This is a genomic window from Agrobacterium vaccinii (assembly GCF_021310995.1).
Classification (GTDB): Bacteria; Pseudomonadota; Alphaproteobacteria; order Rhizobiales; family Rhizobiaceae; genus Agrobacterium; species Agrobacterium vaccinii.
The window spans coordinates 1411066-1425022 of sequence record NZ_CP054150.1 but is presented as its reverse complement, the minus strand read 5'-3'; the positions used below and the strand labels follow the sequence as shown (position 1 = coordinate 1425022).

Below are 13957 nucleotides of genomic sequence, written 5' to 3'. Positions count from 1 at the left end.
CTTACCCGGCCTTGCGCTGTTGCGCGGTCTTGGAAGAGGTGGGCTTGGCCGCGCCACGTGTTGCGCGCTGCCTGCTCGCTCCGGCATTTACGTTGGCTGCCGTGCGTTTAGGCTTATCAGCGGCTTTCATCATGCCAGCGCTTTCGCGGAGCGCGGCAAGCAGATCGTTTGGCTTGGAAGCCTCGACTTTCTTACGCTTCGGCGTCGCCTTGCCTTCGATCTTGGCCTTCACCATCTCCTCGAGCGCGGCCTCGTATCGATCATCAAAAGTCGCGGGATCGAAGTCACCCTTCTTGGTGCTGATGATATGCTTCGCCAATTCCAGCATCTCGGCGTCGACCTTGATCTTGGGCATTTCCTCGAAGGCCTTCTTCGAGGAGCGGACCTCGTAATCGTAGTTCAGCGTCGTGGCTATCAGGCCTTTGCCGTGAGGGCGGATCAGCACAGTCCGCATCCGACGGAACAGAACGGTTCTGGCAATGGCCGCGACCTTCGATTTGCGCATGCCGTCCCGCAAAGCGACGAAGGCGTCGGACCCCATCTTGTCCGGGGTAAGGTAGTATGGCTTGTCGAAGTAGACATCGTCGACGTCCGAACATGGGATGAAAGCTTCGATCTCGAGCGTTTTGTTGCTCTCAGGGATTGCTGCTGCCACTTCGTCCGGGTCGATGATGATGTACTGACCGTTTTCGATCTCGAAGCCTTTGGTCTGATGTTCCTTCTCGACTAGCTCTTCCGTCTCGCTGTCTACGAAAACGCGATTGACCCGGTTGCAGGTCGCCTTGTTGATCGTGTTGAAGGTTATACGGTCGGAAGTTGATGCGGCTGTATACAGTGCCACTCCTGCCGACACCTCGCCAAATTTGATGAAGCCCTTCCACTGTGCACGCTGGCCTGCCATCGAACTCTCCCACGCAACTGACGCAACCTAGGCGATTCAACCGAATCACTTGCGATTCGTTCCGGCACAAAAAGCGACTCTTTTTCAATGACTTGATTCAGTTTTCCACCACAACCGGAGAAGTCGAACCAAGCCGCTGGAATCGATGCATCTTTTCGTCATGTCGCGAGTTAACTTCGTATCGCAACCACAGGAGAGTCCCTTGAGCAAGCGAGAGCTGATCGATACCGGAACTGACAAGCGATACGTGCGCCGTGACGAAAAAGGCCAGTTCAGCGAATCTGTCGATGTTGGCAGATCCCTGTCCGCTGACAAACGTCACGAGGCAAAGCACGATGCGAAGCCGGGCGAGGGTGACAAGGGCGACCACAAGCGCAAGTGAAGGTCGCCACCTACAACGTCAACGGCGTGAACGGTCGGATCAACGTGTTGCTTAGGTGGCTGGCCGAGGCAACACCGGACATTGTCGTACTTCAGGAGCTTAGAGCACCTGATGCCAGATTTCTTGCGAAGGAGATCGAGAAGGCAGGATAAGGTGCAGTGTGGCATGGCCAGAAGTCCTGAAACGGAGTGGCAATACTCGCCCGCGGTGGCGCCGATACTCACGAGAAAGGGCCTCCCGGATGATCCAGATTACGAGCAGAGCCGATATATTGAAGCTGTTGTCGATGGGACGGTGATAGGCAGTCTTTATCTTCCCAACGGCAATCCATATCCCGGCCGCAAATTCGAATACAAACTACGATGGCTCAAGCGCTTACACGACTACGCAGCCGAACTGCTGGAGCTAGGAGTACCTGTCATTTTGGCGGGTGACTACAACGTCATGCCAACTGAGCTCGACGTCTACAAGCCGGAGCGATGGAAAGACGATGCACTGTTCCGCATCGAAGTGCGTGAAGCCTTTCGCGAGTTACTCGGGCAGGGCTGGACCGAAGCCCTCCGGCACCTTCATCCGAGCGAACGCATTTACACTTTCTGGGACTATTTCAGGAATGCGTACGGGAGAAACGCCGGACTACGCCTGGACCATTTCCTGCTCAGCCCCGATCTCGCCGACCGGATCGGGAAGGCGGAAGTCGACAAGCACGTCCGAGGATGGGAGCACACAAGCGACCATGCCCCAGTTTGGATTGAACTCGCCGACGACCCTTCTACGTGAGATGCCGCGCGACGCTCTCGTGGCCAAGATGCTGGCCGTTCCTCCTATCTGATGATTTCTGCGGTGGAAAACGGAACAAAAGTGAACAAAGTCTCTTGCGGTCGTCAGATACCGGACCCATCTTGGGTTGATATAGAAAACTCTAATAAAAATGGCGCGGCGAAGAGGATCCCTGTAGATGACGGCACATATGAAGTTTTTCCCCACTGGGAATGCTGATACGACCTTTATCCAACTTGCGAACAACCAGGTGGTCCTGATGGACTACGCGCACATGCGCAACGAGAATGACGTAGTCGACAAACGGATCGACCTTCCATCCGCGATCCGCAACGCCATGGACGAAGCCGGTCAGGAATCCTTCCGGGTCGTCGCCTTCACCCATCTCGACAAGGACCACATCTTCCGCGCCAGCGAGTTCTTCTGGTTCGAACACGCGGTCGCATATCAAGGCGGCGACCGCATGAAGATCGACGAGCTCTGGGTGCCCGCGGGTGTCCTGACGGAGGTCGCTCTCGACGACGACGCCCGCGTGATCCGGCAGGAAGCCCGGCACCGTCTGAAAGAAGGGAAGGGCATCAAGGTTTTCTCTCGTCCGGAGGCCCTCAAATCGTACCTTGAGGACAACGGTCTTACACTCGAATCCCGGATGCACTGCATCGTCAACGCAGGCGAGCTGGTTCCGGGTTTTAGCAAGTGGGGTTCGGAAGCTGTCGAGTTTTTCGTGCACAGTCCCTTCGCCTGGCGCACGGATGTAGGCCTGATCGACCGAAATCAGGGGTCGATCGTCGTGCAGATGACGATGCGCGAAGGACTGAAGGAATCCTATGCGCTGCTCGGTGCAGACATCGATCACGAGAGCCTCTCCCAGATCGTTCGGACGAGCCGCGAACACGACAACGAGCACCGACTGCACTGGGATGTCTTGAAGCTTTTCCACCACTGCTCCTACCTGTCGCTATCGCCGGATAAGGGGGAGGATATGACGGAACCAGTCAAGGACGTTAAGTGGCTGTTCGAAGAGCTTGCCCGGCAGAATGAGATCATCGTGTCTCCGAGCAAGCCGATCCCGGTGAAGGGCACTGAAGCCGATAAGGACGTGCAGCCGCCGCATCGTCAGGCTGCAGCCTACTACTGCAAGATCATCAAGGATTCGAATGGCAAGTTCCTCGTCACCATGGAGACCCCGAGCGAAGCCCGACCGAAGCCGATTCATCTGAAGATCACTGCCCAAGGCGTTTCCGTCATGCTCGCGGCAGCGGCGACCGCTACCAGTGTCGCCGCATCGATGCCCACGCGTGCAGGCAGGAACGGCTGACCGTATGTACTGGCAGCCTGAAGCATCGGAGGTCGTCGACGTACTAGGATTCGCTAATCCTCTTGCGAAGGCGCTCCACGATTACGTTGTTGGGCCGGGCGAGAACTACACCACACTCGGTGAGTGTCGACGGTTCGGAGATTTCGACCTTCTTTCGTTCGATCTAGTGGTCGAGCGGCCGCAGCGTCCGGTCTATGACATATTGCCTGTTGAATCCTTGACTGTGTGTTTCGCGCGGACCGGCTCGATGTCTTTCACGGTTCTAGTTGCACGCCCAGACTTTCCCGACACTCCGCATCAAAACCTGATGCCAGAAGGATTTCCCGCCTGCATCTGCATCGACGACCGGCCGTGGCATGACACTCGGAGCTTCTATACTGCCGCCGAGCTCGTTGGGCGTTTGAGTGGTTGGTTCGAAAAAGCATGCCAAGGCGAGCTTCATGGGGCAGGGCAGCCTCTCGACCCGCTCTTCTTGCCGGAACATTTCAACCAGATCATTTTGAAGAACGATTTCTGGGAAGCAGCCCGGCTGGGTTCGAACCTGTTCATTTGGGCCGTCGACCAAGAAGCGCAATTCATCTTCATTGGAGGATCGAGGCCGTCGATCGTCAGAGGAGACGATATCCGCTTGATGGCCTTTCATTGCGCGATCGAGCCACAGCGGATGAAGCGGATGAAGAGGGCACCCCGCGACCTTGGACAGTTGTCGGACTTTCTGGTCGACGCTGGGGTCGATTTTCCCAGCCTCCTCCAGCAGTCCATCAAGGACTGGGTGAATGGCAAGAGGGAAATAGGAGACGGCAAGCGCATCACCTGCCTCTTGGTGACAATGCCCCAGATCGATCCGACCACCGGTGATGTCGGAACGACCGAGACGGTTGCGTTCGTGACTGCACTCAGCCCCGGAGAGATCGGAGAGAAGATGGGCTTCCTCTTGCGCAACGTCTCCGGCGAGGCAAAGGAAATCAACTTCCTCCCCAATGTCGGTGCGCGCGTATCGATGGACGCGGCGCGCGACGTGCCCGTATCAATGTCCTTCGTCCATAAGGAATTCGATGCAGCCGGTGCGGCCCGTCTCTCTGGCGAGCCGTACGCCGACGAGCGTCGAATAGTGATGATCGGCGCTGGATCGGCCGGTTCGGTGATTTCGGAAATCCTCGCCCGACAGGGTCTCTTCAAGTGGACGATCGTAGACGACGACACACTGCTTCCGCACAACATTGCGAGACACACGCTCAACAACCAGTTTGTCGGCAGAAGCAAGGCTATCGGGCTTGCAAACAGACTCATGGGGGTCAGGGACGACGTCGATACGCGTACTGTCGTCGACAATGTCCTGACCCCGGTGGATCGGGCTGCATTGGATCAGCAATTAGGAGATGCCGATCTCATTCTCGACGCCTCGGCTTCCGTTCCCGTTTCCCGGTGGGCATCCGATCTGCCTGGTACTACGCGACGTCTCTGCGCGTTCTTCACGCCCGATGGAAAGTCCGCGGTCCTGATGGTCGAGGACGAGGCGCGCTCCATGACGCTTCGCGATCTCGAGACGCTATATCTCCGGGAGATCTTCCAGAACCCGTCTCTTGCGGATCATCTCGGCTCCGTCGACCGGATGCAGTACACCGGGGCGTGCAGAGCATTGACGAACAGGATTCCGATGGCATCGATTCAGGTGCTCTCGGGGCTGATCGCTGCGGGGATTTCATCCGTTGTCAGGGCACCGAGAGCTGCAGTCAAGATCTGGACCATGAACGAGGACGGTGTCAGGGTTACTCCGGTTTCGGGTACCATATTGACGATGACGGCGGACGGGTGGTCGGTCGTCCTGCCAGCCGCTTTAAAAGACGAACTCCGGCAACGCCGCTCGACGGCACTTCCTTCGGAAACCGGTGGATCGCTGATGGGAATGATCGACTTCGAGCGCCGTCGTATTGATGTCGTCGGAGCCCTCCATCCACCAGCGACAGCATCGGCACCCCGTCTTCGTTTACTCGCGGCGTCTCGCGGTTGCGTACAGACATTGAGGCCGCTGCCGCCCGGACAGGAAACCAGATCCGGTATGTCGGCGAATGGCATTCGCATCCCGCGGGTCGGTCCTCTCTTCCAAGCGGCACCGACCTCGAACAGATCAAGCAACTGAACGATGCTATGGAACTCGACGGCCTGCCGGCAATCTCGTTGATCGTCGCGGAGAACGACATTTCGCTACTAATGGCCGGAACGAGGAGGTTGGCAGATGGATAGCGTCGTAGACAGGCCGCGCTTGGGCCTCGCTCTTTCGGGCGGCGGTGTCCGCGCGGCAGTGTTTCACCTTGGCGTTCTCAGCCATCTTGCAAGGCAGGGCCGACTTGAGGGGGTCACACAGATATCCACCGTATCCGGAGGGAGCCTCATCGTCGGCGCGATCTTCTCCCACGCGGATTTCAGATGGCCGACCTCCAAGCAGTTCTTGGATGAAATCTATCCCGAGCTTCGCAAGAGGCTCACAACTGGCGACCTTTTCAGTCTGACCGCCTTGGGCTGGCGTGGAATTCTCCGAGAGAACATTCGAATCCTCTTTCGAAGAGCAGAAATTCTTCAGATGCTTCTTTCCGCGCGCTGGGGTGTCAGAGGATCGGTGAAGGATCTGCCTGACACACCGGAATGGCATATCAACACTACCTGCTTCGAAACTGGCAAGAACTGGCGGTTCTCGAAGAAGATGATGGGGGACTGGCAGTTCGGTAGTCACTTTAGCCCGGACGTCCCGATCGCGAAGGCCATCGCGGCGTCGGCAGCGGTTCCATACGTGATTGGCGTCCTACGACTCGAGCTGCCGGAACATGGATGGTGGAAGACGGATCGGGCAACCAAGAAGCCACAAGAGAAGATTTCACGGCCCATGCCACGCGTTCGACTTTGGGATGGTGGGGCATACGAGAACATGGGTATGGAGGCCCTCTACAAGCCTGCCGACGGCCTTCGGGGATGCGACTTTCTCATCTGCAGCGATGCCTCTGGCCCCCTTACGGCGCCGAAGCCGTTCTCGCTCGTCGGCATGCTTCGAGGTAGACTTAACTCGCCGAGGCTTTTCGACATTGCGAGCGATCAGATACGGGCACTGCGCTCCCGCATGCTGATGGGATCGATCTCGCGCGGCGAAGTCAATGGGGTCCTGCTCCGGATGGGCGTGTCCATGCGACAGTTCGGTATGGATCCTACTGCGCTCGCGGAACGACTTTCTGACGAACAGGGTGCCGTTTCGCTGAGTTACCCGACCAACTTGACACGGATATCGGACAACGACTTCGACCTGCTTTCACGCCATGGCGCGGAGGTATGTGAAGTGACACTTGCAACCCACGCACAGAAGTGAAATTGACATGCTACCGTGGCGTATCATCGAAGTATTCGATGCGAATCGGCTGACGCAGCATTTACGCCGTCATCGAGGCCGAGTTGTTGCTTGATGCGCTCGGCGATCATCTTGTCTATTTCATTCTGTTGGTCGATAGGAAGTTCCTTAAAACTGTTCTCTGTCAGGTAGTGCTCGTTTAAATATTCCGTACGAATCCTTTCGGCCGGAGTTTCGCGCGAAAGCGCCAGGAATTGATCGAGAAGGTCATCTGAGGACCCGCTAAGCATCGCCTGTATTCTGGCGGTTCCTTCCACAGATATCTCGACTGATGATGTTGATGCCGACAGGCCACCGGGGTCGGAAATGTGCCACAGCGCAGCCGAAACATTTGCGGACGCTTGACTCGAGGTGGAAGTCCCAGTCTCGATGCTGGATGGTTCCGTTTGAGCCTCTTGCTCATCGTCGCCGAGCAAGAAAGGCATGTCTGATGAGGTATCGGATTTCTTCGGACTAAGATTGTAGGTGGCGATTAACTTGTTCGGATCCACGCGCATTCGAAACTCTCTTCTGTAGCTATTGTGTAGAAAAAATAAGGTGCGCAAAGGCAGCGAACTCCACCCGACTGGCACCCAACTCACGTGCCATTGCGCCCTTAGATTTGCGAGCGCACGGCGTCTGCGATGGGGTGGAGATCTTCGTGGGGCATTGACCCCACAAGGCTATAGCCCATGCCATTCTTCGCCCAGCTCCAGCCTCTGACATCGCCGGTACTACTCGCAACCATCGGCTTGTTCTGGTCCACATTCATCGGCCGGGTGAGCATGACAAGGCGACTGCCCTTGTCGTCATCATACATCAGCATTAGGCCGGGGCCGTGTGCCGTGGGAATGATGCGACCGCCCATAACGCGGTAGCCGGCTTTGCTGAGATCCGGAATGGCCACGGAACGCCCAAGCGTCGCGACGGCAAATTGGCGAAGCGTATCGCCTGCGTCAGCCCTAACCTCTACGGGATGCAAACGGTCTGGAGCAAAGGTGCCGTAACTGGCAGACGCTTCCTGCGCGAGCGCGGCTACGCCTTCTGTGGGCGGCACGGTGTATCCCTTCATAATCCAGCCGCCGCTTGCTCCGATCGCCAACAGCAGGACGGCTGCCGCAGCAAGTCGGAAGGGCGCTTGTCGGCGGGCAGGGACGTGGGCCGCCGCGATCGTTCTGAGATTGAGCCTGGACGGCACTGGCTGTCGCGCAACCGGCTCAAGGGCTGAGCGTAGTGCTGCGGCCTGTGCCCGATAGGAGTTGACCCGCGCGGCAGCATCGGCGTTTCCCTCCAGATAGTCTGTCACTTCGCGGTGACGCTCTGCGTCCAGTGCGCTGTCTACATAGGCGTGGAGATCGTCTTCGGTGATTGGCTTCATATTCATTTCACCCTCCGGATGTAAGAGACGCCGGTGAAAGCCCCCGCCGGGTTCGTTTCGAGGATCGTCTTTAACTGTTCTCGCGCACGAGACAGTCTTGACATCACAGTTCCCAAGGGAATTTCCAGGACTTTTGCCGCATCTGCATAGGAAAGATCTTCCACTGAGACCAGCAGCAGAATGCTTCGATAATCAGGCGGTAGGTGGTCGATGGCTGCCATGACCTCCTGGCCGTATATCGTCTCCTCCTGTGTCGGCGCTTGTGCGTTCAAGGCCTCAGGTACGTCCTCGATCGGAAGGACGGATCCACGTCTTGCGTCTTGCCTCAGCCTGTTGATCGCCAGGTTGTGAAGGATGGCAAACACCCATGGTCGCGGATTCTCATCACGGCGCCGGCTCCAGTGCAACACAACTTTTTCCAGGCAATCCTGAACAATGTCATCAGCGGTCTCACGATCCCTAATCAGACCACGTGCGTAACGTCTTAGGGCAGGGATCATAGGCTCTACCAGGAAAAACAAATCGTCCATGTCTCAATTCCTTCAGGACGGGCGGCCCGCAGTCATACTGCGGACCGACTAATCACCGTTACTGCGCAGTTTGCACTTGCAGGACCTTGCCGGGATTTCCATCTTCGACGGACGCTACCACGAGATAGCGGCGTTCGTCCTTGTGCTTGGATTCGACAATCTGGCGGATAGGACCGACTGCGTTAACGATTGCTGATCCAGCCGGATTGGTCATGAAGTTCGAAAGACCTTGGAGTGGCCCACTGCCGTCCGCCTTATCGGAGAGCGCCAGCACATACATCTTTTTCGGCTCCAGCCCCGTGACCGAGGCTTGGAGAACCTGGGTCAGACCCTGATCGAACAGCGACACACTCGTCGGAGTCCTCTTTTCCTTGTCACCCTTTATTTCGAGTTTCAGGTGAGCGGCGACACCCGCTGTGCCGAGTGGCTGCAAGTTCTGCAGGCCATCACCTTCGGGTACTGCATTCGGCACATAGTTGACAGCCTGCGCTGCCTGGCCAATCGGTATCATGGCAATCACCTTGTTGGTCAACGTGTCGATCGCGGCCATCGCGTCGGCATTTTCGAGGCCAACATAAACGCGGCTTCCGTCGCCCGACGGCCAGATACCGTGCGGCAGATTGCCAACCGGGATTGTCGCGACCTGCTCGAAATTGTCGGTGCGGAAAACCTTCACTTCGTTCAGGCCGCCCACAGTGACATAAGCAAAACTGCCATTCTTGTTGGTGACAAGATTGACGTGGTTTGTGATCGGGCCGGTGTCGATGGTCTTGATCAGATCAAAAGGCGCTTGTGCGTTGAAGACCTGGGTCTTGCCGACGTCCTTCAGCGTGAACCAGACCTGCTTCCCATCAGGTGACGCGGCGATGTTTGGGCAGAACGGACTCTCCTGTTTGACGTGCCCAACGATCTGATGATCGGCAACGGTAACGACGACGGTATCGGGATTAAAGGATGAGCAGATATAGCCGTATTTGCCGTCGGGCGAAAAGATCTGCATGCCGGGACCCGCGGGTACCTTGATCTGCGCCTTTTCCTGATAGGTGCTCGTGTCGATGACGGAGATATAGTCCTCGCCGCGCACCGTGACCCAGACTTCCTTTCCGTCAGGTGTGAAAAAGGCCTCGTGCGGCGAGCGGCCGACATAAGTGGTGTGCTTGACTGCATTGGTGGCGGTATCGATGAAGGTTACAGAGTTGGAGCCGATCGAAACGACCGCGATGGTCTTCTTGTCCGGTGAAAACCCCATGCCGTGAACTAGAACCTGACCCTTGTAGAGCGGCGAGAGATTGCCGGGCTGGGGATCGCCAAGCTTGATGACGCCGAGCAGCTTGTTCGTCGACGGATCGGTGACCGACACCGTGTTGGAGAATTGCTCCGCCGCATAAACGCGGTCCTTGCTGCTGACCGGAATTTCCGGATCGGAGGTTGCAAAAGGTGCTTGGCCTGCGAATGCAGAAACAGGCAATAGCATGCTGCCCGCCAGCAAGCTGGCGGCAAAAGATGTCCGAATTGTCATTGCTGATGTCCTTTAAAGATTACATTTTCATGTTTGGGTCCATGCCCTGCATGGTCTGGTCGGGCGTGGATTGAGCGGGGGGAATTTCCGGTACGACCTGTGTCGGGGCGGCGTCGGATGGGGGGAGAGGGTCGCCAATCGCAAGCTTCATGGCCGCAATCTCTTGTTGCTGCTCCACGATAATCTCTTGCGCGATACGCTTGAGTTGTTCGTTCTTGCCGTATTTGAGGACGGCGAGCGCCATGGCGATCGCACCTTGGTGATGGGGTGTCATCATGGCTACGAAGTCACGGTCGATATCGCCGGTTGGACTGGTTTCCATATCCGCCATCATCCTGTCCATGGCAGCATTGTTTTCGGCAAGATAGGCGGTCTCGTCGTCAGACGACTGTGCTGCAGCAGGGGAGGGTTGGCTGTGATCGTGAGCGAATGCAGCGCATGATCCGGCCGCCGCCATGACAATCGCGGCGACGACGGCTGATTTTCTGTTCGACCAAGTTGTCATCGACTTCTTCCTTTGGTTACGTATGGGTAGACAACCGGACGAAAGATTTATTCCGCTGGTCTCTGAATTTTTTCACACAGTCGGATCATCGAGACCGAATGATGCAACGAGAGAGAAGGCGAGCATCCCCAGTGCGATTTCGGCACCCGCTCCAAACAGGAGGGCGCATCTGGAGAGATCGGCATGATGTCGGTGGAGTGGCACGATTAGGTACCTGTTCGCGACCGCCAGCGACGTCATGGAAAGTACAACGGCGACCTTCAAAAGCAGTTTGAACTGGTAGGCTGAATTTAGGTCGGCGGGGATGTGCCCGAGGATCAGCAGCGTGTTTGCCACGCCAGTGACGAAAACTAGGGCAACCGCCCAATGGCCAAACCTGGAAAACCGCCGCATCGAAGCAATCGCATCTCGTCGCAGGTCCGGTGGGATCGACATCCGGACGACGAGGATAAACGGGATCAGCGCCCCCACCCACGCTGCCGCGGCTAGGATGTGGATAGCGAGCAGTAAGATCTGCAAGCTCCCCAGCAGGTCGAAAGACGCCGCAGCGTGGCCGCGGGTCGCGACTGAGAAAAGCGCGAGACCGGCTAGAGAAAGGGTAGGATTACGCCGACCCGACAACGCCGCAGCAACGAGAGCCGCGACCGTCGCCGCCTCTGTTACGGTTGAGACACCCACGTCAGTCATGAACGCAACGGAAGTAAGCAGCTCCATCTGCCAGCCCGCACTCCAATGCGATCCGATCTCAGCCGTTTGCAGCGGAAGTGCCGCGATGGCGGCGAGGCAGGCGACGGCGCAGGACGCCATCATAGGTGTGCGCATCGTCACCAGCAGACGTGACCGGACCCCACCTGAGGCTAGCTGAGTGAAGCCCAAACCACCCCAGACGAGTGAGAGTGCGGAGTCTAGCAAGAAGCGGTCAATGACAAGAGCGTCATGCGGTGTCATGGCAACACCGTAAATTTTCTAGTGCCGCTGGTTTTGTGACCATCGGTTGAGAGCACATCCCATTTTATCATGTAGATGCCCGGCGTGAGCGGCGAAGTCGGAGCAGCCGCAAGCTCGTCCTGCTCGTTGCCGCGCACGGTCTCGCCGCCGAGCTTGATCGTATCGCCTGATGCGGTAGTCAAAGTCAGATGCGAAAATGCAGGTTCTAGGCTTTCGGAAAAATGCAGGGAGATCGTTTCCGGAGATGTCTGCAGCGACGCGCCGTCGGCTGGCTGCGACACGGTCAATCGCGCGTGGGCGAATGCCAAACAGGAAACGCAGCAAAACGCGGCGGACAGAACGATAGGGTTAAGAATGCGCATGTTCGTGCCTTTCGAAATGTGACGACTGTGGTGTCACCTATTTCGTGGACAATGGTGCTGCGGTTTTATTCCGCCGGCTGATGGTCTTTGTCAGTTATCGTCCGAAAGTGGGCGAACAAGGACACAAGTAACGTAAGGTGCAGGCCTCCACGGCAGAAGAAGGCCGCCGTGGAGACATCGTCCATCAGAAACTCTGGCACCAGGAGCTGTTGGGAGCTTACTTGGGCTGCAGGGCCGCAGTGAGATTGCCGAGAATACCGAGCTGCCCGAAAATGATCGTTGCCGCAGTGTAGCAGTGGAACGACGTGACCTTACCGTCTTTCAGTTGAAAAACGTCGCAGCACGGTGCATGCATTTCCTTGCCCGTCGGCGGGATCGTGCCAGCCGGCATTGCAAGCGGTCCGGTCTGGGTGCCGTTGAGCGTTAATTCTACTATGATGACGTCGTCGGTCACGTAGAAATTCCCAAGCTCGCGGTGCATATCGTGAAATGCCGTCGCGTAGATATCGACGGTTTTGCCAATATCGGCGCCGTAGTATTTTGCGCCGGCCGAGACGTCCCAGAAGTAGCCATCCTCGGAAAACAGTGCGACGAATCCTTCAACGTCCTTAACCTCGGCGGTGCGATAGAGTTCGCGGATGATGTCTTCATTTGTGGGCATGTGACTGTCTTTCTATGTTGAGCTGCATGTCAGCGAATGGATCTGAAGGCGTTGCGCATTTCGTCCGTGAACAGCGCGGGTTGTTCAAACGCGGCAAAATGGCCGCCCTTGTTGACCTCGTTCCAATAGAAGAAGTTCGGCCATTTAGCCTGTGCCCAAGCCTTTGGTGCCCGGAAGATTTCCTTGGGAAAAATAGTCGCTGCCATGGGCAGTTCGATGCGCCCAGCATCGAAACCGCCACCGTTGCGGGCGTTTTCCCAATAGATGCGGGCAGAGGAGGCAGCGGTGTTGGTGAACCAGTAGAGCGAGATGTCATCAAGCATTTCATCGACAGTCAAAGCGTCTTCCGGCTCGCCGCGATTGTCCGTCCAGGCCTGGAATTTCTCATAGATCCAGGTTGCTTGTCCAACGGGAGAGTCTGCCAACGTATACCCAATTGTCTGCGGACGGGTCGCCTGTTCTTTGAAGTACCCGAACTGATCGTTGGCAAAATTCGCTGCCGCCTCCATCGCGGCCTTCTCCTCGGCTGTCGGGCTATCGGGGAATTTCTCCGGGAAGACAAGCGGCCAGTTTACGTGTGCTGCGACAAGGCCTTCAGGGCGAACGTGGCCAAGCGCATGCGTGACGCCGGAGCCCCAGTCACCTCCCTGGGCTACCCACTTTTCGTAACCGAGACGTTTCATCAGTTCGCCCCAGGCTTTAGCAGTGCGGACCACGGTCCAACCCTCGGACGTTGGCTTGTCGGAGAAGCCAAAACCCGGCTGCGACGGGATGACAACGTGGAAGGCGTCTTCCGCTTTGCCACCATGGGCAATTGGATCTGTCATGGGGCCAATGATTTTGAGAAACTCGACGACGGATCCCGGCCACCCGTGTGTCAGAATGATCGGTAGGGCGTTTTCGTGTTTGGACCTCACATGGATGAAGTGAATTCCGAGACCATCAATCTCGGTACGAAACTGTGGGTAGGCATTGATCTGCTTCTCGAACTTCCGCCAGTCGTATTTGCTTTCCCAATAGGCGATCAGGGCCTTGGCTTTTTGCAACGGCACACCCTGCGACCAATCCGAGACGGTCTCCTTGTTTGGCCACCGCGTGTTCTTGAGGCGACGCTTGAGGTCGTCGATGGCAGCTTGCGGTACGGAAACCTTGAACGGCTTCACGTCGCTGGTAGCAGCAGGTATTGAAAAATCTGGTGATGCGGCGCTCGCCTGGGAGGCAAGCGACGCTACCGCTGGCACTGCGATCGCAAGCTGGAGAATGCGCCGGCGCGTGGCGACGGTCGATTGATCGGTCATTG

General features: G+C 57.2%; 15 protein-coding genes and 1 pseudogene. 6 read left to right on the top strand and 10 right to left on the bottom strand.

The features are described 5' to 3' along the window. Position 1: 1 nt before the first annotated feature. Positions 2 to 901 (bottom strand): non-homologous end joining protein Ku, encoded by a 900-nt coding sequence (gene ku / locus HRR99_RS07180; protein ID WP_233123281.1) that lies wholly within the window; start codon positions 899 to 901, stop codon positions 2 to 4. A gap of 202 nt (positions 902 to 1103) precedes the next feature. On the opposite strand from ku, the gene HRR99_RS07175 reads away from it, so the two are divergent. The 6 genes and pseudogenes from HRR99_RS07175 to HRR99_RS07155 all read left to right on the top strand — a co-directional run bounded on the left by HRR99_RS07175 (position 1104) and on the right by HRR99_RS07155 (position 6736). Then, a complete protein-coding gene (locus HRR99_RS07175; protein WP_233123280.1) occupies positions 1104 to 1283 on the top strand; it encodes a hypothetical protein in 180 nt (59 codons plus the stop codon). After that, positions 1280 to 2063: pseudogene (gene xth / locus HRR99_RS07170) on the top strand (exodeoxyribonuclease III). Before HRR99_RS07175 ends, xth begins: the two are co-directional and overlap by 4 nt. A 178-nt stretch (positions 2064 to 2241) precedes the next feature. Then, positions 2242 to 3381: a ComEC/Rec2 family competence protein gene (locus HRR99_RS07165; RefSeq protein WP_233123279.1), complete on the top strand. Its 1140-nt coding sequence runs from the start codon at positions 2242 to 2244 to the stop codon at positions 3379 to 3381. Positions 3382 to 3385: 4 nt separating this feature from the next. Then, positions 3386 to 5521, top strand: coding sequence for a ThiF family adenylyltransferase (locus HRR99_RS07160; protein ID WP_233123278.1), 2136 nt, complete (start codon positions 3386 to 3388; stop codon positions 5519 to 5521). Then, entirely contained in the window at positions 5434 to 5625 is a 192-nt protein-coding gene (locus HRR99_RS23270) for a Mov34/MPN/PAD-1 family protein (protein ID WP_422387311.1), read from the top strand. The genes HRR99_RS07160 and HRR99_RS23270 overlap by 88 nt, the downstream gene beginning before the upstream one ends. After that, entirely contained in the window at positions 5618 to 6736 is a 1119-nt protein-coding gene (locus tag HRR99_RS07155; RefSeq protein ID WP_233123277.1) for a patatin-like phospholipase family protein, read from the top strand. Before HRR99_RS23270 ends, HRR99_RS07155 begins: the two co-directional genes overlap by 8 nt. Positions 6737 to 6759: 23 nt before the next feature. Here the strand turns inward: HRR99_RS07155 and HRR99_RS07150 are convergent, their stop codons facing one another. The 9 genes from HRR99_RS07150 to HRR99_RS07110 all read right to left on the bottom strand — a co-directional run bounded on the left by HRR99_RS07150 (position 6760) and on the right by HRR99_RS07110 (position 13955). Then, positions 6760 to 7272, bottom strand: coding sequence for a hypothetical protein (locus HRR99_RS07150; RefSeq protein ID WP_233123276.1), 513 nt, complete (start codon positions 7270 to 7272; stop codon positions 6760 to 6762). A gap of 98 nt (positions 7273 to 7370) precedes the next feature. After that, complete coding sequence (locus HRR99_RS07145) at positions 7371 to 8138, bottom strand: anti-sigma factor family protein (protein ID WP_233123275.1); 768 nt, start codon at positions 8136 to 8138, stop codon at positions 7371 to 7373. Next, the gene (locus HRR99_RS07140; RefSeq protein ID WP_233123274.1) at positions 8135 to 8662 is read right to left on the bottom strand and encodes an RNA polymerase sigma factor; all 528 of its coding nucleotides are present in this window, start codon (positions 8660 to 8662) and stop codon (positions 8135 to 8137) included. The genes HRR99_RS07145 and HRR99_RS07140 overlap by 4 nt, the downstream gene beginning before the upstream one ends. Positions 8663 to 8720: 58 nt before the next feature. After that, positions 8721 to 10181 (bottom strand): YncE family protein, encoded by a 1461-nt coding sequence (locus HRR99_RS07135; RefSeq protein ID WP_233123273.1) that lies wholly within the window; start codon positions 10179 to 10181, stop codon positions 8721 to 8723. Positions 10182 to 10200: 19 nt separating this feature from the next. Continuing rightward, complete coding sequence (locus HRR99_RS07130) at positions 10201 to 10686, bottom strand: DUF305 domain-containing protein (protein WP_233123272.1); 486 nt, start codon at positions 10684 to 10686, stop codon at positions 10201 to 10203. 72 nt (positions 10687 to 10758) lie between these two features. Continuing rightward, a complete protein-coding gene (locus HRR99_RS07125) occupies positions 10759 to 11634 on the bottom strand; it encodes a CopD family protein (RefSeq protein WP_233123271.1) in 876 nt (291 codons plus the stop codon). After that, a complete protein-coding gene (copC, locus tag HRR99_RS07120; protein ID WP_233123270.1) occupies positions 11631 to 11996 on the bottom strand; it encodes a copper homeostasis periplasmic binding protein CopC in 366 nt (121 codons plus the stop codon). Before copC ends, HRR99_RS07125 begins: the two co-directional genes overlap by 4 nt. Positions 11997 to 12213: 217 nt before the next feature. Then, positions 12214 to 12657: a nuclear transport factor 2 family protein gene (locus tag HRR99_RS07115; protein WP_233123269.1), complete on the bottom strand. Its 444-nt coding sequence runs from the start codon at positions 12655 to 12657 to the stop codon at positions 12214 to 12216. Positions 12658 to 12686: 29 nt separating this feature from the next. After that, a complete protein-coding gene (locus HRR99_RS07110; RefSeq protein WP_233123268.1) occupies positions 12687 to 13955 on the bottom strand; it encodes an epoxide hydrolase family protein in 1269 nt (422 codons plus the stop codon). Positions 13956 to 13957: the final 2 nt, after the last annotated feature.

Coding starts and splice junctions, on each gene's coding strand:
- HRR99_RS07155 (WP_233123277.1), top strand. CDS start 5,618: ATGGATAGCGTCGTAGACAGGCCGCGCTTGGGCCTCGCTCTTTCGGGC.
- HRR99_RS07150 (WP_233123276.1), bottom strand. CDS start 7,272: ATGCGCGTGGATCCGAACAAGTTAATCGCCACCTACAATCTTAGTCCG.
- copC (WP_233123270.1), bottom strand. CDS start 11,996: ATGCGCATTCTTAACCCTATCGTTCTGTCCGCCGCGTTTTGCTGCGTT.
- HRR99_RS07110 (WP_233123268.1), bottom strand. CDS start 13,955: ATGACCGATCAATCGACCGTCGCCACGCGCCGGCGCATTCTCCAGCTT.
- HRR99_RS07135 (WP_233123273.1), bottom strand. CDS start 10,181: ATGACAATTCGGACATCTTTTGCCGCCAGCTTGCTGGCGGGCAGCATG.
- HRR99_RS07115 (WP_233123269.1), bottom strand. CDS start 12,657: ATGCCCACAAATGAAGACATCATCCGCGAACTCTATCGCACCGCCGAG.
- HRR99_RS07125 (WP_233123271.1), bottom strand. CDS start 11,634: ATGACACCGCATGACGCTCTTGTCATTGACCGCTTCTTGCTAGACTCC.
- HRR99_RS07160 (WP_233123278.1), top strand. CDS start 3,386: ATGTACTGGCAGCCTGAAGCATCGGAGGTCGTCGACGTACTAGGATTC.
- HRR99_RS07140 (WP_233123274.1), bottom strand. CDS start 8,662: ATGGACGATTTGTTTTTCCTGGTAGAGCCTATGATCCCTGCCCTAAGA.
- ku (WP_233123281.1), bottom strand. CDS start 901: ATGGCAGGCCAGCGTGCACAGTGGAAGGGCTTCATCAAATTTGGCGAG.
- HRR99_RS07145 (WP_233123275.1), bottom strand. CDS start 8,138: ATGAATATGAAGCCAATCACCGAAGACGATCTCCACGCCTATGTAGAC.
- HRR99_RS07130 (WP_233123272.1), bottom strand. CDS start 10,686: ATGACAACTTGGTCGAACAGAAAATCAGCCGTCGTCGCCGCGATTGTC.
- HRR99_RS07165 (WP_233123279.1), top strand. CDS start 2,242: ATGACGGCACATATGAAGTTTTTCCCCACTGGGAATGCTGATACGACC.